This window comes from Prauserella flavalba, from assembly GCF_003202235.1.
In the GTDB taxonomy this organism is placed as follows: domain Bacteria; phylum Actinomycetota; class Actinomycetes; order Mycobacteriales; family Pseudonocardiaceae; genus Prauserella_A; species Prauserella_A flavalba.
The window spans coordinates 136,363-156,883 of the sequence record NZ_MASU01000013.1; the positions used below are offsets into that span (position 1 = coordinate 136,363).

General features: G+C 71.6%; 22 protein-coding genes. 19 read left to right on the top strand and 3 right to left on the bottom strand.

All coding sequences use genetic code 11. The features are described from left to right. The first annotated feature begins 3 nt into the window (after positions 1-3). The 7 genes from BA062_RS27905 to BA062_RS27935 are packed head-to-tail and all read left to right on the top strand — an operon-like array spanning position 4 to position 7,231. Positions 4-1,611 carry an ABC transporter substrate-binding protein gene (locus BA062_RS27905; protein WP_110341825.1) on the top strand — a complete coding sequence of 536 codons (1,608 nt, stop codon included), beginning with the start codon at positions 4-6 and terminating at the stop codon, positions 1,609-1,611. Positions 1,612-1,629: 18 nt separating this feature from the next. Continuing rightward, positions 1,630-2,604 carry an ABC transporter permease gene (locus BA062_RS27910; protein ID WP_110341827.1) on the top strand — a complete coding sequence of 325 codons (975 nt, stop codon included), beginning with the start codon at positions 1,630-1,632 and terminating at the stop codon, positions 2,602-2,604. Next, positions 2,601-3,431, top strand: coding sequence for an ABC transporter permease (locus BA062_RS27915; RefSeq protein ID WP_110341829.1), 831 nt, complete (start codon positions 2,601-2,603; stop codon positions 3,429-3,431). The genes BA062_RS27910 and BA062_RS27915 overlap by 4 nt, the downstream gene beginning before the upstream one ends. Continuing rightward, a complete protein-coding gene (locus BA062_RS27920) occupies positions 3,428-4,390 on the top strand; it encodes an ABC transporter ATP-binding protein (protein WP_110341831.1) in 963 nt (320 codons plus the stop codon). Before BA062_RS27915 ends, BA062_RS27920 begins: the two co-directional genes overlap by 4 nt. Beyond that, positions 4,387-5,136 (top strand): ABC transporter ATP-binding protein, encoded by a 750-nt coding sequence (locus BA062_RS27925; RefSeq protein WP_110341833.1) that lies wholly within the window; start codon positions 4,387-4,389, stop codon positions 5,134-5,136. Before BA062_RS27920 ends, BA062_RS27925 begins: the two co-directional genes overlap by 4 nt. Next, positions 5,133-6,137 carry a P1 family peptidase gene (locus BA062_RS27930; RefSeq protein WP_110341835.1) on the top strand — a complete coding sequence of 335 codons (1,005 nt, stop codon included), beginning with the start codon at positions 5,133-5,135 and terminating at the stop codon, positions 6,135-6,137. Before BA062_RS27925 ends, BA062_RS27930 begins: the two co-directional genes overlap by 4 nt. Then, positions 6,134-7,231 carry a C45 family autoproteolytic acyltransferase/hydrolase gene (locus BA062_RS27935; protein ID WP_110341837.1) on the top strand — a complete coding sequence of 366 codons (1,098 nt, stop codon included), beginning with the start codon at positions 6,134-6,136 and terminating at the stop codon, positions 7,229-7,231. The genes BA062_RS27930 and BA062_RS27935 overlap by 4 nt, the downstream gene beginning before the upstream one ends. Here BA062_RS27935 and BA062_RS27940 read toward each other — a convergent pair. Continuing rightward, complete coding sequence (locus tag BA062_RS27940; protein ID WP_110341839.1) at positions 7,197-8,195, bottom strand: LacI family DNA-binding transcriptional regulator; 999 nt, start codon at positions 8,193-8,195, stop codon at positions 7,197-7,199. The genes BA062_RS27935 and BA062_RS27940 overlap by 35 nt on opposite strands. 120 nt (positions 8,196-8,315) lie before the next feature. Between BA062_RS27940 and BA062_RS27945 the strand changes: the two genes are divergently transcribed. The 4 genes from BA062_RS27945 (at position 8,316) to BA062_RS27960 (ending at position 12,540) form a co-directional block, all read left to right on the top strand. Further along, complete coding sequence (locus BA062_RS27945) at positions 8,316-9,665, top strand: sensor histidine kinase (protein WP_110341841.1); 1,350 nt, start codon at positions 8,316-8,318, stop codon at positions 9,663-9,665. Next, positions 9,662-10,357, top strand: coding sequence for a response regulator (locus BA062_RS27950; protein ID WP_245960041.1), 696 nt, complete (start codon positions 9,662-9,664; stop codon positions 10,355-10,357). Before BA062_RS27945 ends, BA062_RS27950 begins: the two co-directional genes overlap by 4 nt. A gap of 153 nt (positions 10,358-10,510) precedes the next feature. Then, positions 10,511-11,407, top strand: coding sequence for an ABC transporter ATP-binding protein (locus BA062_RS27955; protein ID WP_110341845.1), 897 nt, complete (start codon positions 10,511-10,513; stop codon positions 11,405-11,407). After that, positions 11,407-12,540: an ABC transporter permease gene (locus BA062_RS27960; protein WP_110341847.1), complete on the top strand. Its 1,134-nt coding sequence runs from the start codon at positions 11,407-11,409 to the stop codon at positions 12,538-12,540. Before BA062_RS27955 ends, BA062_RS27960 begins: the two co-directional genes overlap by 1 nt. Before the next feature lie 169 nt (positions 12,541-12,709). Here the strand turns inward: BA062_RS27960 and BA062_RS27965 are convergent, their stop codons facing one another. Beyond that, positions 12,710-12,982: a hypothetical protein gene (locus BA062_RS27965; protein WP_110341849.1), complete on the bottom strand. Its 273-nt coding sequence runs from the start codon at positions 12,980-12,982 to the stop codon at positions 12,710-12,712. A gap of 175 nt (positions 12,983-13,157) precedes the next feature. Between BA062_RS27965 and BA062_RS27970 the strand changes: the two genes are divergently transcribed. From BA062_RS27970 to BA062_RS40325, 8 genes are all read left to right on the top strand, one after another. Continuing rightward, complete coding sequence (locus tag BA062_RS27970; protein ID WP_110341851.1) at positions 13,158-13,952, top strand: IclR family transcriptional regulator; 795 nt, start codon at positions 13,158-13,160, stop codon at positions 13,950-13,952. Between the two features lie 94 nt (positions 13,953-14,046). Next, complete coding sequence (locus BA062_RS27975; protein ID WP_245960042.1) at positions 14,047-15,378, top strand: MFS transporter; 1,332 nt, start codon at positions 14,047-14,049, stop codon at positions 15,376-15,378. Further along, positions 15,375-16,421 (top strand): zinc-dependent alcohol dehydrogenase, encoded by a 1,047-nt coding sequence (locus BA062_RS27980; RefSeq protein WP_110341853.1) that lies wholly within the window; start codon positions 15,375-15,377, stop codon positions 16,419-16,421. Before BA062_RS27975 ends, BA062_RS27980 begins: the two co-directional genes overlap by 4 nt. Continuing rightward, positions 16,418-17,599, top strand: a complete 1,182-nt coding sequence (gene rhmD, locus BA062_RS27985) for an L-rhamnonate dehydratase (protein WP_110341855.1) — start codon at positions 16,418-16,420, stop codon at positions 17,597-17,599. The genes BA062_RS27980 and rhmD overlap by 4 nt, the downstream gene beginning before the upstream one ends. Before the next feature lie 8 nt (positions 17,600-17,607). Next, positions 17,608-18,471 (top strand): fumarylacetoacetate hydrolase family protein, encoded by an 864-nt coding sequence (locus BA062_RS27990; RefSeq protein WP_110341856.1) that lies wholly within the window; start codon positions 17,608-17,610, stop codon positions 18,469-18,471. A 94-nt stretch (positions 18,472-18,565) separates the two neighbouring features. Further along, positions 18,566-18,979, top strand: coding sequence for a VOC family protein (locus tag BA062_RS27995; protein WP_110341858.1), 414 nt, complete (start codon positions 18,566-18,568; stop codon positions 18,977-18,979). Positions 18,980-19,126: 147 nt separating this feature from the next. After that, positions 19,127-19,873: an SDR family NAD(P)-dependent oxidoreductase gene (locus BA062_RS28000; RefSeq protein ID WP_210407020.1), complete on the top strand. Its 747-nt coding sequence runs from the start codon at positions 19,127-19,129 to the stop codon at positions 19,871-19,873. Next, the gene (locus tag BA062_RS40325) at positions 19,837-19,989 is read left to right on the top strand and encodes a hypothetical protein (RefSeq protein ID WP_210407021.1); all 153 of its coding nucleotides are present in this window, start codon (positions 19,837-19,839) and stop codon (positions 19,987-19,989) included. The genes BA062_RS28000 and BA062_RS40325 overlap by 37 nt, the downstream gene beginning before the upstream one ends. Positions 19,990-20,209: 220 nt before the next feature. Here the strand turns inward: BA062_RS40325 and BA062_RS28005 are convergent, their stop codons facing one another. Then, the gene (locus BA062_RS28005) at positions 20,210-20,416 is read right to left on the bottom strand and encodes a DUF397 domain-containing protein (RefSeq protein WP_110342608.1); all 207 of its coding nucleotides are present in this window, start codon (positions 20,414-20,416) and stop codon (positions 20,210-20,212) included. Positions 20,417-20,521 lie beyond the last annotated feature (105 nt).

Consider the following 20,521-nt stretch of genomic DNA (forward strand, 5'->3'; position numbering starts at 1 on the left):
CCAATGCGGATCCCCAGAATCTTGTGCGCCGTCGCGGCGACCGCCGTGCTCTCGAGCTGTTCCGCGGCGCCCGTCAGCGACAACGCCCCGACGTCCGAGGTGCCCGGTTACCTCGCGGTCGCCGACGAGGCCGTCACCTCGGGCGGCACGCTCGACCTGCAGATGACCGTCGACAACGGCGCCGCGACCGGGCTGGACCCGCAGCTCGCCGACGTCGCGACGTCGTGGCAGCTGATGTCGCTCGTCTACGAGACGCTCGTGACGGTCGGCCCCGACTTCTCCATCGAGCCCGGGCTCGCGGAGAGCTGGGACAACCCGAGCCCCACCGAGTACGTCTTCCACCTGCGGAAGGGCGTCACGTTCTCGAACGGCAGGGCGATGACCGCCGACGACGTCGTGGGCAGCTTCGAGCGCCTGCTCGCGGGCCAGGGCGTGTGGAAGACCCAGATCGGCCCCGTCGAGAAGGTGTCCAAAGTCGACGACCGCACCGTCTCGGTGACACTGTCCAGCCCGTACCAGCCGTTCCTCGCCTCGCTCGCGAACGTCCCCGCCGCCGTGCTGCCGATCAAGGAGATCGAGGACGGCTCCGTGGACATCACCAGGGAGATGCTCGGCACCGGGCCGTTCGTGGTGAAGTCCCACCGGCAGGACGTCTCGTGGCAGTTCACGCGCCGCGACGGCTACTGGGCGCAGGGCAAGCCGTCGGCCGACACCGTCAACATCGCCATCGCGGGGCAGGAGCAGGCCAGGATGGCCGCGCTCCAGAACGGCAGCGCCGACCTGGTGATGCTCGGCAACGTCGACGCGCCGGAACTGCTGAACGGCGTCCGAGGCACGGCCGTGGGCACCCAGGCCACCACCGACTTCTACTACCTGATGCTCAACAGCAACGCGCCGGGCGGGAAGTTCGACGACCCGCGCGTGCGGCAGGCGATCAACATCGCGATGGACCGCAGGGCGATCGCCGACTCCGCGCTCGGCGGCCTCGGCAAGCCCACGGGCGTCACCCCGGCCGGGCTGCCCGGCTCGTGCGACCCCGCGCAGGTGCCCTCCGCGAAGGCCGGCCTCGACCGCGCGCGGCAGTTGCTCAGGGAGGCCGGGGCCGAGAACCTGACCTTCGAGCTCGCGGCCTACTCCACCGCACCCGCGCCGGCGGTCGCGCAGGTGATCCAGCAGAACCTGCAGCGCATCGGCATCACGGTGAACATCGAGCAGCTCGACGAGGGCAGCTGGTCGGGCAAGGTCTACGGCGAGGTGCCCGCGACGTTCGACGCCGCGCTCTCGTGGTTCGCCGGGTACGCCGACGCCGCGATGGTCGGCAAGTGGTGGAACCCCGAGCAGGCCGGGTTCAACGTCGGCTTCATGGAGCCGAACGCGGAGCTGAACACCGCGATCGACAAGGCCATCGCCACACCGGCCGGGCCGGAACGCGACACCGCGCTGCAGCAGCTGTGCGACGCCGTCGACACGGACGCGCAGATGATCCCGCTGGTGACCAGGCCCGCGCTCATCGGCTACCGGTCCGACGCGCTGAGCCCCACGCTGTACGCCACCGAGGGCTACGGCAACGTCTTGCGTGGCATCGCCGACTTCCGGCTGCTCACCAAGTAGCGGGGGAGGGCAAGGGCTGTGCGACTGTTCACGTGGTGGCTGCGCCGGGCGCTGAGTGCGGTCGTCACTCTGTTCCTCGTCTCGATCCTGATCTTCGCCGCCTCCCGGCTCATGCCGGGCGGGTTCGCCGAGGTGGTGCTCGGCCCGTTCGCCACGCCGGAGCAGAAGGCCGAGGTGGCGGCGAAGTACGGGCTCGACGAGAGCATCGTCGTCCAGTACTGGCTGTGGCTCACCACGGCGCTGACCGGTGACTTCGGGATCTCGATGATCAGCGGGGAGCCCGTCACGACCGAGTTCGGGCTGCGGCTGCCGGTGACCGCGCAGCTGACCCTCTTCGGTGTCGTCGCGGCGATCCTGATCGGCGTTCCGCTCGGCGTCTTGACCGCGGTGCGCGCGGGCGGGCGCCGCGGCGGGGCCGCGCTGGGCAGGCTGGCGAGCGGGCTCGGGGTGAGCGTGCCCGAGTTCGTGCTCGGCAGCATCGTGGTGTTCCTGTTCTCGCGTTACGCGCTGGGGCTCACCGTCGGCGGCTACGTGCCGTTCGGCGAGGACCCCGGCGGAAACCTCCGGTCGATGCTGCTGCCCGCCGCGGTGCTGTCGGTGTTCGTGGTCGCCGTGACCGCGCGGACCACGCGGGACGCGGTGCTGAACGTGCTGGTGGAGCCCTACATCACGGCGGCGATCGCGCGCGGCGAGAGTCCCGGGTCCATCGTCGTGCGGCACGTGCTGCGCAACGCGTCGATCCCCGTCGTCACGGTGCTCACCACGGTCACCGCCTACCTGCTCGGCGGTGCGGTGATCATCGAGTACCTGTTCAACCTGCCCGGCGTCGGCACCTACATCGTGCAGGCGGTCGGCAGGCGCGACTACGCGGTGGTGCAGGCGGGCGTGCTGCTGGCGGCCGTGGTGTTCATCGTGATGAACATGCTGACCGACGCCGCGGCAGGCGTGCTCGACCCTCGGTTCGGCTCGGCGGCGAAGGGGCGGAAGCGATGACCGGGTGGCGCAAGGCCGACTGGCTGACCCGCTCGGGCCTGGTGTGCCTGGCCGTGCTGGTGCTCGTCACGGTCGTGGGCACGGTGTTCGGCATCGGCGGGGACCCCGACGCGATGGTGGGGCCGCGCCTCGCCCCGCCGGGCGGTGAGTTCCTGCTCGGGACGGACGAGCTCGGCCGCTCGATGCTGCCGAGGCTGTTCGAGGGCATCGGCACCACGCTGCTGCTGTCGACCGTCGCCGTACTCGTGACGGCCGTGCTGGCGACGCTGCTCGGCGTGGCGGCCGGGTACTACGGCGGATGGCTCGGCGAGGTGGTGCTGCGCCTGGTGGAGGTGCTGTACTCGTTCCCGACGATCGTGCTGGCGATCCTCGTCGCCGCCGTGGTCGGGCCGGGGCAGACCGCCACGATGTGCAGCATCGTCCTCATCACCATCCCGCTGATGACACGGGTCGTGCGCGCGGCGGCGGTGACGGTGTCGGAGCGCGACTACGTGACCTCCGCCGTGATCAGCGGCGCGGGCTGGCCGCGCATCCTCGTGCGGCACCTGCTGCCCAACCTCTCCGGCACCATCGCCGTGCAGGGCACCTACGCGCTCTCGGTGGGCATCCTCGTCGAGGGCGGGCTCAGCTTCCTCGGCTTCGGCGTGCAGCCCCCGCAGTCGTCGCTGGGCGCGCTGATCCAGCAGGGCAGCACGTACCTGCTCACGGCGCCGTGGCTGGTCATCGTTCCCGGGATCGTGCTCATCGTGGCGGTCCTGGCCATCAACGTGTTCGGCGACGGTCTGCGCGACGGTCTCGAACCGAGGGAGGCTCGGTCGCTGGTATGACACCCCTTCTGCAGATCGACGACCTCGTCGTCGACTACGCCTCCGGCGGGCGCACGGTGCGCGCGCTCGACGGCGCCGCCCTCACCGTCGAGGCGGGTGAGACCGTCGGCGTCGTCGGCGAGTCCGGCTCGGGCAAGTCCACGCTCGGCTCGGCGATCGGCGGCCTGCTGCCCGGTGCGGCGAAAGTCGTGAGCGGTGCCGTGCGCGTGGACGGCGACGATGTGAACTCCCTGCGCCCCACACAGTTGCGGGCGCTGCGGCGGGAACGGCTCGGGTACGTCTTCCAGGAGCCCATCGGCTCGCTCGACCCCACCATGCGTGTCGGCAAGCAGGTGGAGCTCGCGCTGCGGGGGCGGGGCACCAAGGCCGACGTGCTGCCCCACCTCGAACGTGTGCGGCTCAGGGACCCCGAGCGCGTGGCGAGGTCCTACCCGCACCAGCTCTCCGGCGGCATGGCGCAGCGCGTCGCCATCGCGCTGGCGATGGCGGGCAAGCCGGAGATCCTGATCGCCGACGAGCCCACGGCCGCGCTGGACAGCCAGATCCGCGAGGAGGTGCTGGGGGTCATCTTCTCGCTCGCGGCCGAGTCCGGGACCACGATCCTGTGGCTCAGCCACGACCTGCCCGCAGTGGCGAAGCGCTGCTCCAGGGTCGTGGTGATGTACGGCGGCCGGGTGGTGGAGTCGGGGTCGGCGGGCGAGGTGCTCGCCGCACCCCGGCACCCCTATACCGCCGCGCTGGTGCGGGCGGTGCCCGGCGAGCTCGCCGAGGGCGAGCGGCTCGTGCCGATCCCCGGCCAGCCGCCCGTGCTCGACGGCCCCTCGGAGGGCTGCGCGTTCGCGCCGCGCTGCCCGGACGCCGACGACGCCTGCGCCGCGAGCAGGCCACCGCTGGTGTCGGTGGAGCAGCGCGACGTACTGTGCCATCTGGCGGAGGAAACGGTGGGTGCGGGCCGATGATCCTGGAACTCGACGACGTGGGCGTCACGTTCACCGGCGGCCCGCCGTGGGCGCGCACGAAGGTGTACGCGATGAAGGGCGTGTCGCTGACCCTCGCCGAGGGCGAGATCCTCGGCCTCGTGGGCGAATCGGGCTCCGGCAAGACCACCACGAGCACGGTGGCGCTCGGGCTGCGCAGACCCACCTCGGGTTCGGCGCTGTTCGAGGGCAAGCCGTTTCCCAAACGGCGCAAGGCACTCGCGGGCCGGATGCAGGCGGTGCTGCAACATCCACAGTGGTCACTCAACCCGCGCATGCGCGTCGGGCACTGCGTGGCCGAGCCGCTGGTGGTGCTCGGCGGCACCACGAAGGACGAGGTCACCGAGCGCGTGCTGGCGACCCTGGGCCAGGTGGGCCTCGACGCGTCGTTCGCGCAGCGCTACCCGCACCAGCTCTCCGGAGGACAGCGCCAGCGCGTGTCGATCGCGCGGGCACTGGTGACCCGGCCGCCGTTCGTCGTCTTCGACGAGGCGGTGAGCGCGCTGGACGTGTCGGTGCAGGCCCAGATCCTCAACCTCGTCAAGGACCTGCGCGCGGAGTTCTCCTTCGCCGCGTTGTTCATCAGCCACGACATCGGCGCCGTCCGCTATGTCGCCGACCGGGTCGCGGTGATGCGCCACGGCGAGGTGGTGGAGACCGCGCCGTCGGCGGTCTTCTTCGGCACCCCGGAACACGAATACTCGAGACAGCTAGTGGAGGCTCTGTGACCACGACCAACGGTGTCGCGAACCGGCTGGCGAAGCCGTCGGCGTACGCGGCGGGCGCGGTGACCAACGACGACGTGCCGCTGACGCCGCGGCCGAGCCCGGGCAGCTCGGTGGTGAGCTTCGATCTGCCCGGCGTGTTCGTCGGCACCGCCGAGTACGCCGAGGGGCCCACGGGCTGCACGGTGATCCACGTGCCCCAGGGCGCGCGCACCGCGGTCGACGCGCGCGGCGGCGCCGTGGGCATGTCCGGCGGGTACGACTTCCACCACGCGATCGTGCTCGCGGGCGGCTCGGTGTACGGGCTGGAGGCCGCGGCGGGCGTGAGCACGGAGCTGTTGCACCGCGCGGAGAACCGCACGCACTGGGCGGCACTCCAGCACGTCTCCGGTGCCGTGATCTATGACTTCTCCACGCGCGACACGGCGATCGCGCCCGACACCGCACTGGGCAGGGCGGCACTGAACAACGCCGTCGAGGGCGAGTTCCCGGTCGGCCGCTGCGGCGCGGGGCGCTCCGCCTCCGTCGGCAAGATCGATTTCTCCCGTGCCGAGTTCGCGGGCCAGGGCGCGGCGTTCGGGCGGTACGGCGAGGCGAAGGTGCTCGTCGCGACCGTGGTCAACGCGGTCGGCGTGGTCGTCGACCGCGACGGCACCGTGGTGCGCGGCAACTACCACGCCGAGACCGGCGAACGCCACGTGCCCGCGTTCGACTACGCCGCCGCGGCGGAGGGCACCGGCGAGGCCCGCACCGCGTCGGGCAACACCACACTGACCGTGGTGGTGACCAACGCCAAGCTCACCGACGTCGCGCTCAAGCAGTTCGCCACCCAGGTGCACAGCTCGATGCACCGGGCCATCCACCCGTTCCACACCGAGCTCGACGGCGACACGCTCTTCGCGCTGACCACCGACGAGGTGGAGCTGAAGGGCGTCAACGCCACCGGATTCGGCGCGCTGGCCTCCGAGGTCGCGTGGGACGCCGTCCTGTCGAGCGTCCGATGAGCACGCCGCTGGTTCCCCACCACGTCAGCAGCGAGACCGGCGCCCGCGCACGCGGCCGGGCACTCGGCGAGGCGTGCCGAGACGGGATCCACGAGACCTTCGCCGGGTACGCGAGCCTGTTCGCCGCGCACGGCCTGCACCCGCACCACGTCCGTGACCACGGCCGCGCGGCGCTCGCCGAGATCGGCGGCTGGGCGCCGTACCTGGCCGAGGAGATCGCGGGCATCGCCGAGGGCAGCGGTCTTTCGGCGTGGAAGATCGGCGCGCTCAACGCCCGCACCGAGATCCTCGCCGCCGCGGCCGTCACCGGTGAGGGCGAGTGCTCCACGTCGGTGGTGCTGCCCGGCGACGGCACCCCGCCGCGCACGGTGCAGACGTGGGACTGGCACGACGTGCTGCGCGACGCGATGCTCGCGTGGACGCTCGAACCCTCGCCGGGGCGCCGGGTCGCGACGTTCACCGAGTACGGCGTGGTCGGCAAGATCGGCGTCAACGACGCGGGGCTCGGGGTGCACTTCAACGTGCTGCGGCACCGGTCCGACAGCGCCGACATCGGCGTGCCGGTGCACGTGGTGGCCCGGCGGGTACTCGACGAGGCGACGACCGTGGAGGACGCCGTGCGCCTCGCGCGCTCGGCCCGGCTCTCGGCATCGACGGTGCTCACCGTCGTCACGCACGATGACGCGCGCTGCCTCGAACTGTCACCGGCAGGCGTCGCGGAAGTCCACCCCGAGGACGGCTTCCTCACGCACGCCAACCACTTCCTCGACCCGGAACTGGCGAAGGGCGAGCGCACGACGGCGGACGTGTCGAGCACGTTCGAACGCGGCACGTGGCTGCGCGAGCGCGCCGCCGCACTGGGGGCGGGCGACGTCACCGAACGCGCGCACGCCCTGTGCTCTCACCGCGAGGACGGCGCGCCGGTGTGCGCGCACGCCGAACAGACGCTGCCCCCGCACCAGCGCTGGGAGAGCCTGGCGACCATCAGCATCGACGTCGCCGACCGGCGGCTGCATGTCCACCGTGGTGGTCCGTGCCGGGTGAGTGAGGGGGCGTGGCTCACCTGCTCCGCCGGGTTGACCGTCGTTCGTTGAGGCCGATGGGCTGGGCGCGTACCGTGCCGCGCGGCGCCTCGCCGGAGAGGATGTCGAACAGCAGCCGCGCGCACGCCGCCCCCGCCTCGCGCGGGCGCAGGTCGATCGCCGTGATCGGTGGGTCGGTGTGGTTGAGCGCCGCACTGTCCACACAGGACGCCAGCAGCAGGTCGTCACCGATGCTCCTGCCCGCCGCGCGGAGCACGGGCAACACCGCCGACGCCGCGCCGTCGGGCGCGCACACCAGCGCGTCCACGGCCTCCTCGGCGTTGAGCAGCGCGCGCACGTTCTCCTGCATCACGGCGGTGGGCGAGCCGAACGCCATCTCGCGCAGCCGCGCGCGCAGGCGGTGCCGCTCGCACCACGCCAGGTAGGCCCGTTGCAGGGTGCGACCCCAGTCGGTGACCGTGCTCGACGCGAGCAACGCGATGTCGCGCGCACCCTGCGCGTGGAGGTGGTCGAGCAGCTCGTCGAGCATCGCGGCGTGGTCGGAGAGCACCACCCCGGCGGGCTCTGCGTCGCCGGTGAACCGCTCACACGTGACCACGGGCACCGACGAGTCGAGCAGCCCGCGCACCACGGTGTCGGTCTCCAGGGGGTCGCCGAGCACGACGCCGTCGACGCGGTGGAACCGGCGGGAGGGCACGTGCTGCGCGGTGAGCAGCGTGACGTCGTAGTCCATCCGCGCGGCCTGGTCGACCACGCCGAAGACGAACGACATGTAGTACTCGGAGCGGGTCAGCACCTCCGGCAGGTGCAGACCGATCGTGCCCGTGCTCGCCATGCGCAGCGAGCGGGCGACGGGGTTCGGCGAGTAGCCGAGCCGGTTGGCGACGGCGACCACGTGCTCGCGGGTCTTCTCCGACACCCGGCCGGAGTTGCGCAGCGCGTCCGATGCCGTCGTCTTCGACACGCCTGCGGCCTTCGCCACCGCGATGAGGTTCACCGGCTCTTGCTCGCGCACACTGGGAACGATAGCCGCTGAACCGCCTTCCGGGCTGGTCGGGGCGCGGATTCCGGTGGCCGCGTCCACAGTGGAAGCTCCACTCACGCCACCCCGCTTGGGTGCGTTACCTTGGCGGGCATGGGCAGGGTGGACGAGGGCGAGGCGGGGGCGCGGGAACCGGGCTGGAACCGGTGGCGACGGCCCCGGCCGGAGCCCGCCATACAGCGTTCCGATGTCCTCGTCACGCTCGCCGTGCTGGCCGGGTCGTGCCTCATGACCGTGCTCGTCAACAGCATGGGCATGCTGGTGTTCGGCGCCCCGCCGTCGCTGGGCGAGCAGCTGGTCTGGGGCGCGGCGCTGTCGCTGCCGCTCGTCGCCCGGCGCCGGTACCCGTCGGCCGTGCTGATCGTGGTGGGCACGCTGTTCATCGCCGCGCAGGTGCGCCAGACCGGCGACAGCCTCATGGCCTCGGTCGCGCTGTTCCTCGCGATCTACAGCACGGGCGCGTGGGAACCCAACCGCACGGCGGCACGCTGGTCGCGCATCGGCGTGATCGTCGCGATGTTCGGGTGGCTCGGCATCGGGCTCGTGGAGTCGATCGCGCAGCCCGACTACGACTTCTCCGCCGCCGCCGGCCCCCTTGACCCGATGCTCGCCTCGGTGCTCTACAACATCGGCTTCAACCTGATGTTCTTCCTCTCCGCCTACTTCTTCGGCAACCTCGCCTGGCTGTCCGCGCGCAGGCGGGACGAGCTGGAGGAACGGGCCGAGCAGCTGCGGCTGTCGCAGCAGCAGAACACCCGTAACGCGATCGTCGCCGAGCGCGTGCGGATCGCCAGGGACCTGCATGACGTGGTCGCCCACCACGTTTCCGTGATGGGCATCCAGGCCGGAGCCGCGCGGCGCGTGCTCGACAAGGACCCCGCGCTGGCCCGCGAGGCGCTGCGGACCGTGGAGGAGACCGCCCGCACCGCCATCGGTGAGCTGCGCGGGCTGCTGGGCGTGCTGCGCTCCGAGCCGGAGAACGGCCAGGAGAGCGCCGAGCCCGACGCACACGCCGCGTCGCCCGGTCTCGACCAGCTGGCCGAGCTGGTGTCGACCGCGGAGTCGGCCGGGCTCCAGGTCACCCACGGCGTCTACGGCGAGGCGAGGCCGGTGCCCGACGGGGTCGCGCTGTCGGCGTACCGGGTGGTGCAGGAGGCGCTCACCAACGTCGTCAAGCACGCGAGCGCCCGCAAGGCCGACGTCCGCGTGCGGTACCTGGAGAGCACGCTGGAGGTGGAGGTGTCCGACGACGGCGTCGGCCGCGCGGGGCAGGGCGCGGTGTCCGGTGGGTTCGGGCTGCTGGGTATGCGGGAGCGGGTGGCCGTGCACGGCGGGCACCTGGAGGCGGGTCGCCGCGAAGGCGGAGGCTACCGGGTGCGGGCCACCCTGCCGACGGGGCCGGTGCAGTCTACTGAGGACAGTGAGGAGCGATCGGCATCGTGACCGAGGGCAACAGGGACGGCGCCGACCGTCCGCTGCGGGTGGTGCTCGCCGACGACCAGGACCTCGTGCGGGCCGGCTTCCGGGTCATCCTCGGGGCGGAGGACGGCATCGAGGTGGTCGGCGAGGCGGGTGACGGGCTCAAGGCCGTGACGCTGGCCGAGGAGCTTCGCCCCGACGTGGTGCTCATGGACGTGCAGATGCCCGGTGTCGACGGCCTGGAGGCCACACGCCGCATCCTCGGCTCGGGGGCCGGGGAGTCGCCGGTGAAGGTCGTGATCCTCACGACGTTCGACCGCGAGGACTACCTCTTCGAGGCGCTGCGGGCGGGTGCGAGCGGGTTCCTGCTGAAGAATGCGTCGCCGGAGGACCTCGTGGAGTCGGTGCGCATCGTCGCCAGGGGCGACGCGCTCCTCTCGCCCGAGGTCACGCGCCGCGTGATCGCCCGGTTCTCCGCCCCGGCGGCACCCGCGCCCGCGCACCGCCCCGCCGAGCTGACCGATCGGGAGTACGAGGTGCTGGTGCTGCTCGCCCGAGGCGCCAGCAACGCCGAGATCGCCGCCGAGCTGTACCTGGGCGAGGCGACCGTGAAGACGCACGTGTCACGTGTGCTCGCCAAGCTCGAGCTGCGCGACCGCACCCACGCCGTCGTCTACGCCTACGAGAACGGGATCGTGGCCCCCGGCGGTGCATAGGCCACCCGCTGGGCACGTCCGCAGTGAAGGCCACCTTGCCTGCGCCCACCCGTCTCCCGCCACCACCCCAACGGAGGTCACCCGCCGGGCGGATGACGGGGTCGGCCTCGCGCCGGACGCGAAAGGCCTACACCTCTCCGTAGGCTCCTCGGCATGTTGACGGTGACGACGATCAGCAGGAGCTTCGGCGACCACCGCGTGCTCGACGACGTGTCGTTCGACGTGCGCCCTGGGCGGATGACCGGGTTCCTCGGCGCCAACGGCTCCGGCAAGACCACCACGATGCGGATCATCCTCGGCGTGCTCGCCGCGCAGGGCGGCACCGTGACGTGGCACGGCAAGCCGGTGACCCAGCCGCTGCGGCAGCGCTTCGGCTACATGCCGGAGGAGCGCGGGCTGTACCCGAAGATGAAGGTCGGGGAGCAGATCTCCTGGTTCGGCAGGCTGCACGGGCTCAGCCAGGCCAAGGCCAACCGCAATACGGAGCGCCTGCTGGAACAGCTCGACCTCGCGCAGCGCGCCAACGACAACCTCGAGGAGCTCTCGCTGGGCAACCAGCAGCGCGCCCAGGTCGCCGCCGCGCTCGTGCACGACCCGGCGTTGCTGATCCTCGACGAGCCGTTCTCCGGGCTCGACCCGATCGCCGTCGACACCGTGCTGCGGGTGCTGCGCGAGCGCGCCGCCGACGGCGTGCCGGTGCTGTTCTCCAGCCACCAGCTCGCGCTCGTCGAGCGGCTGTGCGACGACCTCGTGATCATCTCCGGCGGCCGGATCGCCGCGAGCGGCGGCCGGGAGGAACTGCGCGAGCGGTACGGGACCAAGCGCTGGGAGCTGGTGGTCGACTCCGACGCGGGCTGGCTGCGCGACGTCCCCGGCATCCGCCTCATCAGCCTGGACGGCCCGAAGGCCGTCTTCGAACTGGCCGAGCACACCGCCGACGGCGAACGGGTCGACCAGCGTGTCCTGCGCGCCGCACTGGAACGCGGCGAGGTCCGTGGCTTCACCCCCGTCGTCCCGTCGCTGGACGAGATCTTCAAGGAGGCGATCTGATGACCGCGACCATCGAGCCGCGTTCGGCGGAGGTCGACGACACCGAGGCCCAGGGCACGTCGTTCCTGGCGGCGACGCGGCTCGTCGCCGAGCGGGAGGTCAAGACCTTCCTGCGGTCGAAGGGTTTCTGGATCGGCCTCGCGGTGATCGTGGTCGGCCTGTTCGCGAGCGCCATTCTGCCCTCGGTGTTCGGGGGAGGGCAGCCCAGCGTCGCGGCGGTCGGTCCCGAGGTGACCCGCGCGCTCGCGAACGCGGAGCTGGACGTGCGGGAGGTCGCCGACCGCGCGGCCGCCGAGGACCTCCTCCGCGAGGAGGAGGTGGATGCCGCGGTCATGGCCGACACCACCGGCGAGTCGCCCACCGGGGTGCGGGTGCTCGCGCTGTCCGACCCGCCGACCGACGTCATGGCCCAGCTGGGCACGTCACCGCCGGTGGACCTCCTCGACGCCGCCGACGTCAGCCAGGGCGAGCGGCAGCTCGTGATCATGGTGTTCTCGCTGATGTTCCTCATCTTCGCGATGGGCGGCGCGGCGATCGCCCAGAGTACGGTGACGGAGAAGCAGACGCGGATCGTGGAGATCCTCGTCTCGACGGTGCCGGTGCGGGCGCTGCTGACGGGCAAGATCGTCGGGCACACGCTCCTGACGCTCGGGCAGGTCGTCGTGCTGGCGGTGGCGGCGCCGATCGCGCTGTCGGCCGGCGGGCAGACCGAGCTGCTGCGCGTCGTCGCGCCCGCGCTCGGCTGGTTCGTGCCGTTCCTGGTGCTCGGGTTCGTGTTGCTGGCCGCGATGTGGGCGGTCGCGGGCTCGCTGGTGAGCAGGCAGGAGGACCTCGGTTCGAGCATGAGCCTGGTGATGATCCTGGCGCTCGGCCCGTACTTCGCGGTGATGTTCTTCTCCGACAACGCCACCGTGATGAACGTGCTGTCCTACGTGCCGTTCTCGTCGGCGATCGCGATGCCGGTGCGGATGTTCTCCCAGGACGCCGAGGTCTGGGAGGCCCTGCTGTCGATGGGGTTGCTCGCGGGCTCCGTGACGCTGATCGTGCTGCTCGCCAGCAGGCTCTACGCGGGTTCCCTGCTGCAGACCGGCGGCAAGGTGGCCCTTTCGAAGGCGTGGCGCCAGGCCGACTGACGCCGCCGACGCGCGAGTCGTGCGTTCCCGACCGCGAGTCGCCCGCTCCAGCCCGCGAGTTGTGCGTTCCCGACCGCGAGTTGTGCGTTCCCGTCACGGCGAACGCACAACTCGCGGTCCTGTGTGCACGACTCGCGGTCCTGAACGGGCGACTCGCGGGTCTGGTGGATCAGATCGGCAGGGCGCCGAGGCCGAGGCCCTGGACGATGCCGAGCAGGGCGTCGGGGGTGATCGGCAGGCCGTTGGTGAGGCCGCCGAGCTGACCGGCACCGTTTGCGCCACCGAGGAGGCCGCCGATCTGGTCGGTCCTGGCCTCGGCCACGGCGGGCTGGTCGGCCGCCGGTGCGTCGGCGGCCAGTGCCGGGCCCGCGGTGCCCGCGAGGCTCAGTCCGGCGAAGGCGCCGACGACGAGAGCCCTGCGCAGCGAACGGGAGTTGGTCATGATCTTCCTCCTGTGGGTTCGGAAAAGGGGACGGCCGGACGCTAGGGGCGCCGCCGGTGACGAGCCGGGTGAGTTCATCCGCGCGCGGGACCCACGACCGGGTCCCGTTCGACTTTCTTCACATCCCTGAACTATGTTCGATGGTGCGAAGACCGACGGGAGACGACCGATTTCGATGTCCGACGCGATCTCCGGGGCCGCCACCGACAAGGCGGGCGCGGGCCAGTCCGTGGTGAAGTCGGCCGACCGCGCGCTCGCGATCCTCGAGCTGCTGGCCACGGGCCGCAGGCGGCTGACCGACGTCGCCGAGCTGCTGCGGTTCCCGCTCTCTAGCGTGCACGGGCTCATGGCGACGCTCGTGCACCGCGGCTTCGCCGAGTACGACCCGGCCTCGCGCACGTACGGGCTCGGGCTGAAGGCGTGGACCGTCGGCCAGGGCTACCACGGGCATCGCGACATCGCGGGCCTCGCACTGCCGCTCATGGAACAGCTCGCGCAGGACACCGGCGAGACCGTGCAGCTGGCCCAGCTCGACGGGCTGGAGAACGTCTACATCGCGATCGCCGAGTCGCCGCAGCCCATGAAGCTCGTGTCCGCCGTGGGCGTGCGCCTGCCCGCCTACGCCACGGGGATCGGCAAGGCGCTGCTCGCCGGTCTCGCCGACGACGAGCTGGGCGACCGGCTCGCGGGCGTCACGCTGCGGCGGTTCACCGACCACACGGTCGCGGGCATTCCCGAACTGCTCGCCGAGGTCGAGCAGATCCGCAGGGTCGGCTACGCCACCGACGACCAGGAGTACGTCATCGGCTGCCGCTGCGTCGCCACCACCATCCGGAATCACGCCGGTCAGATCGTGGCCGCGATGTCGGTCTCCGCGCCGACGCCCCGCTGCGGTCCCGACTGGACCGAGACGACGTTCGCCCAGCTCTCGGCTGTGATCGAGAAGCTGGAAGCCCAGCTGCGCCGCTAGCCCGCCGAAACCGGTGTCTTGACACGGGGAGCCCTGTCCACTGAAACTTCACGTCGTTGAAGCTACTTCTTGTATGTGAAGTTGGGAGCACATCGTGGTGCCATCCACCGGCCTCGCGGACCTGGCCGTCCGGCGCGTCACCCGCCGGCTCGTGCCGTTCCTGCTGCTCATGTACGTGCTGTCGTTCCTCGACCGGGTCAACATCGGTTTCGCGAAGGAGGCTTTCCAGGCCGACACCGGGCTCTCCGACGCCGCCTACGCCTTCGGCGCCGGGGTCTTCTTCATCGGCTACGCGCTCGTGGAAGTGCCGAGCAACCTGGCGCTGCACCGCTTCGGCGCCCGCCGCTGGCTCGCCCGGATCATGATCACGTGGGGGCTCATCTCCGCGGCGATGGCCTTCGCCCACACCGAGACCGTCTTCTACCTGCTGCGGTTCCTGCTCGGCGTCGCCGAGGCCGGGTTCTTCCCCGGCGTGATCCTGTACCTGACCTACTGGGTGCCCGAGCGGCACCGGGCACGGGTCAACGGTCTGTTCTACTTCGGCGCGCCCCTCGCGTTCATCTTCGGCGGACCCGTCTCCGGGGCTCTGCTCGAACTCGACGGCCTCGCCGGGATCATCGGCTGGCAGTGGATGTTCCTGGTCGAGGGGCTCGCGGCGTCGATCGTCGGCGTGTGGGCGCTGCGCTACCTCGACGACCGGCCGCGTGACGCGCGCTGGCTGTCCGCCGAGCAGCGGGACGCGCTGGAGACCGAGCTCGCCGCCGAGGAACGCGGGTCCAGGGCACACGGGCCGTCCGGCGTGCTCGCGACGTTGCGCAGCCCGAGGGTGCTGTACCTCGCGCTGATCTACCTACTGATCCAGATGAGCGTCTACGGCGTGTCGTTCTACCTCCCGACCCAGGTCGCGGAGCTGCTCGGCACCGAGGTCGGCGTGACCGTGGGCGTGGTGACCGCGATCCCGTGGCTGTGCGCGATCGCGGCGTCGTTCGGCATCGGCAGGCTCTCCGACCGCACCGGCGACCGGCGCCGCATCGCCGCGGTGACACTCGCCGTGGCCGGCCTCGGCATCGCGGGCTCGGTCGTCGCGGGTACGCCCGCGCTCGCGATGGTGGGGCTGTGTTTCGCCGCGGCCGGGTTCATCGCGGTGCAGCCGGTGTTCTGGACCCTGCCCGCGGGCATCCTCGTCGGCACCGCGGCCGCCACGGGCATCGGGCTGGTCAACGCGCTGGGCTCGCTCGGCGGCTTCCTCGCGCCGAACATCAAGCAGGCGGCGGACACCGGGTTCGACTCGGCACACGCCGGGCTCTACGTCCTCGCGGCGACCACTCTCGTCGGCGCCGTGCTGATCTGGACGACGAAATGGCTGCGACCGGTCACCCCCGCCGCGGGTGCGCCGGTGGCGCGCACGAACAGGGAGAACGCATGAGAGCACTGGTGTTCCACGGTCCCGGGTCCATCGCGGTGGAGGAGCGCCCCGACCCGGTTCCCTCGCAGGGGGAGGTGCTGCTGCGCGTGCTCGCGACCGGCATCTGCGGCTCGGACGTCCACGGCTACACCGGCGAGAACGGCCGCCGTCATCCCGGGCAGGTCATGGGGCACGAGACGGTGGGCACGGTCGAGGCGGGCGACGGCGCGACGCTCGCCGGTGCGGGTCTCGCGATCGGCGAGACCGTGACCGTCAACCCCGTGCTGGGCTGCGGCGACTGCGTGGCGTGCGCCGAGGGCGAGGAGCAGGCGTGCCCGCGGCGCAGGGTCATCGGCGTCGATCCGGGGATCGTCTCCGCGTTCGCCGACCTGCTCGTGGCGCCCGCACGCAACGTCGTGCCGTTGCCGCAGGGCATGCCGAGCGAGCACGGCGCGCTCGTGGAGCCCCTCTCCGTCGGCTACCACGCCGCCAGGCGGGGGCGCTGCACCGAGCGTGACCGGGTGCTCGTGCTCGGCGGCGGGCCCATCGGGCAGGCGTGCGTCCTCGCCGCGACGCGGCTCGGCGCCCGCGGCGTGGTGGTGAGCGAACCCAATCCCGCCAGGGCGAAGCTCGTGCGCGGGCTCGGCGCGACCGTGCTCGACCCGCGCGACGGCGACCTCGCGAGCGCGGCGGCCGACGCACTGGGCGGGCCGGCGACGCTCGTGCTCGACGCCGTGGGTTCCACCCCGTCGCTCGCCGACGCCTTCGCCGCCTCGGCCCGCGGCGCGCGCGTGGTGCTGGTGGGGATGAACCAACCGGAGGTGACGTTGCCCGCGTATGCGATCAGCACCGCGGAGCGCGAGCTGATCGGCGCGTTCTGCTACAACCGCGAGGACTTCGCGTCCACCGCGCGGTGGGCCGCGACCGTACCGGACGCGCTGGAGTCGCTTGTGGACGGATCGGTCGGCTGGCGCGGCGCGCCCGGCGCGTTCGCCGACCTCGCGTCGGGAACCTCGTCCGCCAGCAAGATCCTCGTCCGTCCCGATCAGGAGGAGCAGCAGTGACCACGGCCCGCACGATCCGTTCCGTCCGCGCGTTCACGGTGCGCGGCGGGGGCGCCGACTACCACGACCAGCGCGACGACCACTGGATCGACGACCACATCGCGACCCCCATGTCGAAGTACCCGGAGTACCGGCAGAGCCGCCAGTCGTTCGGCATCAACGTGCTCGGCACCCTCGTGGTGGAGGTCGAGGCCGACGACGGCACGACCGGCTTCGCCGTCACCACCGCGGGCGAGCCCGGCGCGTACATCGTGGAGCGGCACCTCGCGCGGTTCGTGGAGGGCGCACCGGTCACCGCGATCGAGCGCATCTGGGACCAGCTGTACTCGGCGAGCCTCTTCTACGGCCGCAAGGGCCTGGTGCTCAACGTGATCAGCGCCATCGACCTGGCGTTGTGGGATCTGCTCGGCAAGCTGCGCCGGGAGCCCGTGTACGCGCTGATCGGGGGCGCGGTGCGCGACGAGCAGGTGTTCTACGCGACGGGCTCCAGGCCCGACCTGGCGCGCAAGATGGGTTTCATCGGCGGCAAGATGCCGGTGCGGCACGGCCCGGCCGAGGGTGCCGAGGGACTCGCCGCGACCGTCGAGCGGTTCGCCGCCATGCGCGAGGAGGTCGGGCCCGACTTCTGGCTCATGGCCGACTGCTGGATGTCGCTCGACCTCGACTACGCCACGCGGCTCGGGCTCGGCCTGCGTGAGCACGGGCTGCGCTGGATCGAGGAGGCACTGCCGCCCGACGACTACTGGGGCTATGCCGAGCTGCGCAAGCGCCTGCCGCCCGACGTGCTCGTGACCACGGGCGAGCACGAAGCCACGCGCTGGGGCTTCCGGCTGCTGCTGGAAATGGGCTGCTGCGACCTCATCCAGCCCGACGTCAACTGGTGTGGCGGGCTCACCGAGCTACTGAAGATCTCCGCGCTCGCCGACAGCAGGGGTGTGCTCGTGGTGCCGCACGGATCGAGCGTGTACTCGTACCACTTCGCGATCACCAGGCACAACAGCCCGTTCAGCGAGTTCCTGATGATGCATCCGCAGGCCAGCGAGGTGGTGCCGATGTTCAGCCCGCTGCTGCTCGACGAGCCGGTGCCGGTGAACGGGCGGCTGCGCGTGCCGGACACCCCCGGCTTCGGCGTGCGGCTCAACCCGGAGTGCGCACTGGCCCGTCCCTACGAACACTGAGGAGAACGATGAGACTGCTGAGGCTGGGCCCGGCCGGCGCGGAGCGCCCGTGTGTCGCCGCCGACGACGGCACGGTGTACGACCTGAGCCCCGTCACCGCCGACATCGACGGCGCCTTCCTGGCAGGGGACGGCATCGCGCGGGCACGGGCGGCGCTGGCCGAAGGTGCACTGTCTGTTGTGGACGATCCCGGCGACGGGACCGGGCTGCGCGTCGGCTCGCCCATCGCCCGGCCGGGCGCGGTGATCTGCATCGGGCAGAACTACGCCGCGCACGCCGCCGAGTCGGGTTCCGCGCCGCCCGAGGTGCCGATCATCTTCTTCAAGCACCCCAACACGGTGGTCGGCCCCTACGACGACGTGCTCGTGCCGAGGGGAAGTGGGAAGACCGACTGGGAGGTGGAGCTCGGCGTGGTGCTCGGCAGGCCGGCCCGCTATCTCGACACCGTCGAGGAGGCGCTGGCGTGCGTCGCCGGGTACGTGGTGTCCAACGACGTGTCCGAGCGGGCGTTCCAGCTGGAGGACTCGGGCGGGCAATGGTCGAAGGGCAAGTGCTGCGAGACGTTCAACCCGCTGGGGCCGTGGCTGGTGCCCGCCGCAGACGTGGACGATCCGCAGGCGCTGCGGCTGCGTTCGTGGGTCAACGGTGAGCCGAGGCAGAACTCGTCGACGGCGGACATGGTGTTCGGGGTGGGCGAGCTGATCCTGCACCTGTCGCGATACCTCACGCTCGACCCCGGTGACCTGGTGAACACCGGCACCCCTGAGGGTGTCGCCCTGTCGGGGCGGTTTCCGTACCTGCGGGCAGGTGACGAGATGGAACTGGAGATCGAGCGGCTCGGCAGGCAGCGCCAGCGGTTGGGGCAGGGGTAGCGTCGGAGAACGACCCGGATAGGGACTAAGTGCCGTAGCCGGGGGCCGCCGATATTGCGACGATGGCCCCTTTCACAGGATCAAGGAGGATCCCATGGCGTCTCGGCTCAATCCGTACCTCAGCTTCGACGGCACCGCGAAGCAGGCGATGGAGTTCTACCGCGGCGTGTTCGGCGGCGAGCTGGCGTTGAACACGTTCGGCGAGTACGGAGACTCCAGCGCGCCGGAGGCCGACAAGATCATGCACAGCTCGCTCGAGACCCCGAGCGGCTTCACCCTCATGGGTGCCGACACCCCGCCTGGCATGGAGTTCAACCCCGGCAACAACATGACCGTGAGCCTCAGCGGCGACGACGCCGGCGAGCTGCGCGGCTACTGGGAGAAGCTCGCCGACGGCGGCAACGTCACGGTCCCGCTGGAGAAGCAGATGTGGGGCGACGAGTTCGGCATGTGCATCGACAAGTACGGCGTCCCCTGGATGGTCAACATCGGCTCACCCCAGGGCTAGGCGCGCCCCAGCCCCAACTCCGCCCGCAGTGAAGGCCACCTTCACTGCGTTCAACGCAGGCAAGGTGGCCTTCACTGCAGTGGGCAACCCGGTTGACAGCGTCAACTTCGCTCGCTAGGTTGACGCTGTCAACTAGGAGGTGGCCGGATGGCGCGGGCGGTGGTGACCGGGGCGAGCTCCGGAATCGGGGAGATGATCGCGCGCGGGCTCGCGGAACGGGGCCACACCGTCGTGCTCGTGGGCCGCAGCGAGCGGCGCCTCGCCCACGCGCGGGACCGGATCCGGGCCGCCGCGCCCGGCGCCGACCTGCTACTCGAACGCGCCGACCTCTCCCTGCTCGCCGAGGTCCGGGAGCTGGCGAAACGCCTCGCCGACGCACCGGCGCCGGACGTCGTGGTGAGCAACGCCGCGGTGATCGCGCCGCCCGGCGACGTCACCGCCGAGGGGCTGCACCGCGGCCTCGTCACCAACCACCTCGCGCCCTACCTGCTCCTGCGCTCACTGGTCCGCTCGATCGGCGACCGGGCCGCGCGGTTCGTCGTCGTGGGCGCCTCGCCGCGTGGGCTCGCCCGCACGCCTGTGGACCTCGACGACCTCAATGCGCGCGACCCCGCCGCGCTCGGCAGGCCGGCGAGCTTCCGCCCGTTCATCGCCTACGCCCGCACCAAGAACATGAACACGATGTTCGTCTACGCGCTCGCCCGCAGGCTCGCGGGCTCGCGCATCACCGTGAACGGCGCCCACCCCGGGATCATCAGGGACACCGGGCTCGGCCGGGACGCGCGCGGTGCGCTGAAGGTCTTCGGCGCCGTGCTCGGCCCGTTCAGCCCGAGACCGGCGGCGGGCGCGGACACCCCGTGTGGCTCGCGACCTCCGCCGAGGCCGAGGGCGTGAGCGGCCGGTTCTTCGTGCGCCGCAAGGAGGTTCCCACCGCGCCGCACACGACTGACCCCGGCCGGTGCGAGCGGCTCTGGGCGGAGAGCGCGCGGCTCACGTCGCTTCCGGTGTGACGCGGCTCAGCCCAGCAGCGCGGGGCGGGCCCCCACCGGCACGAGCCGCGCCGGACGAAGCCGAGGCCGTAGCCGGTCGACAGCGCGGGTCGGGCATCAGCACGGCGTAGCCCCTCGGGGCTGGTGGCGGTCACTCGGCCTTTCCTGCACCGGTGAAAGCGGGCGGAAAGGCGTTTTCACCAAAGACCGCCGGGAGGTCACCGCCGGTCCACAAGGGACCTCAGGGGAGGTCGAGCTCGCCCGACCTGGCCGACGTGAGCAGGGCGGTCCAGTCCTGCGCCGGCACCGTCAGCATGCCCGCCGCCCGGTTCTTCGTGTCTCTCAGCGCCGTGCCGCACGGGGTGAAGGCGACCTCGACGCAGTCGTTGCCGCCACCGCTGTACGTGCTCGTGCGCCACTCCAACCGGGCGTCGTCGACCTCGGCCATCCGCATCTCCGTGTTCTCGACAGCGTGCTCGCGGATGCAGCAGACATGCAGCGGCCGCAACAACTTTCGAGCGCACGCGTTCCTGGAACCGATCCGCAGGAGTAT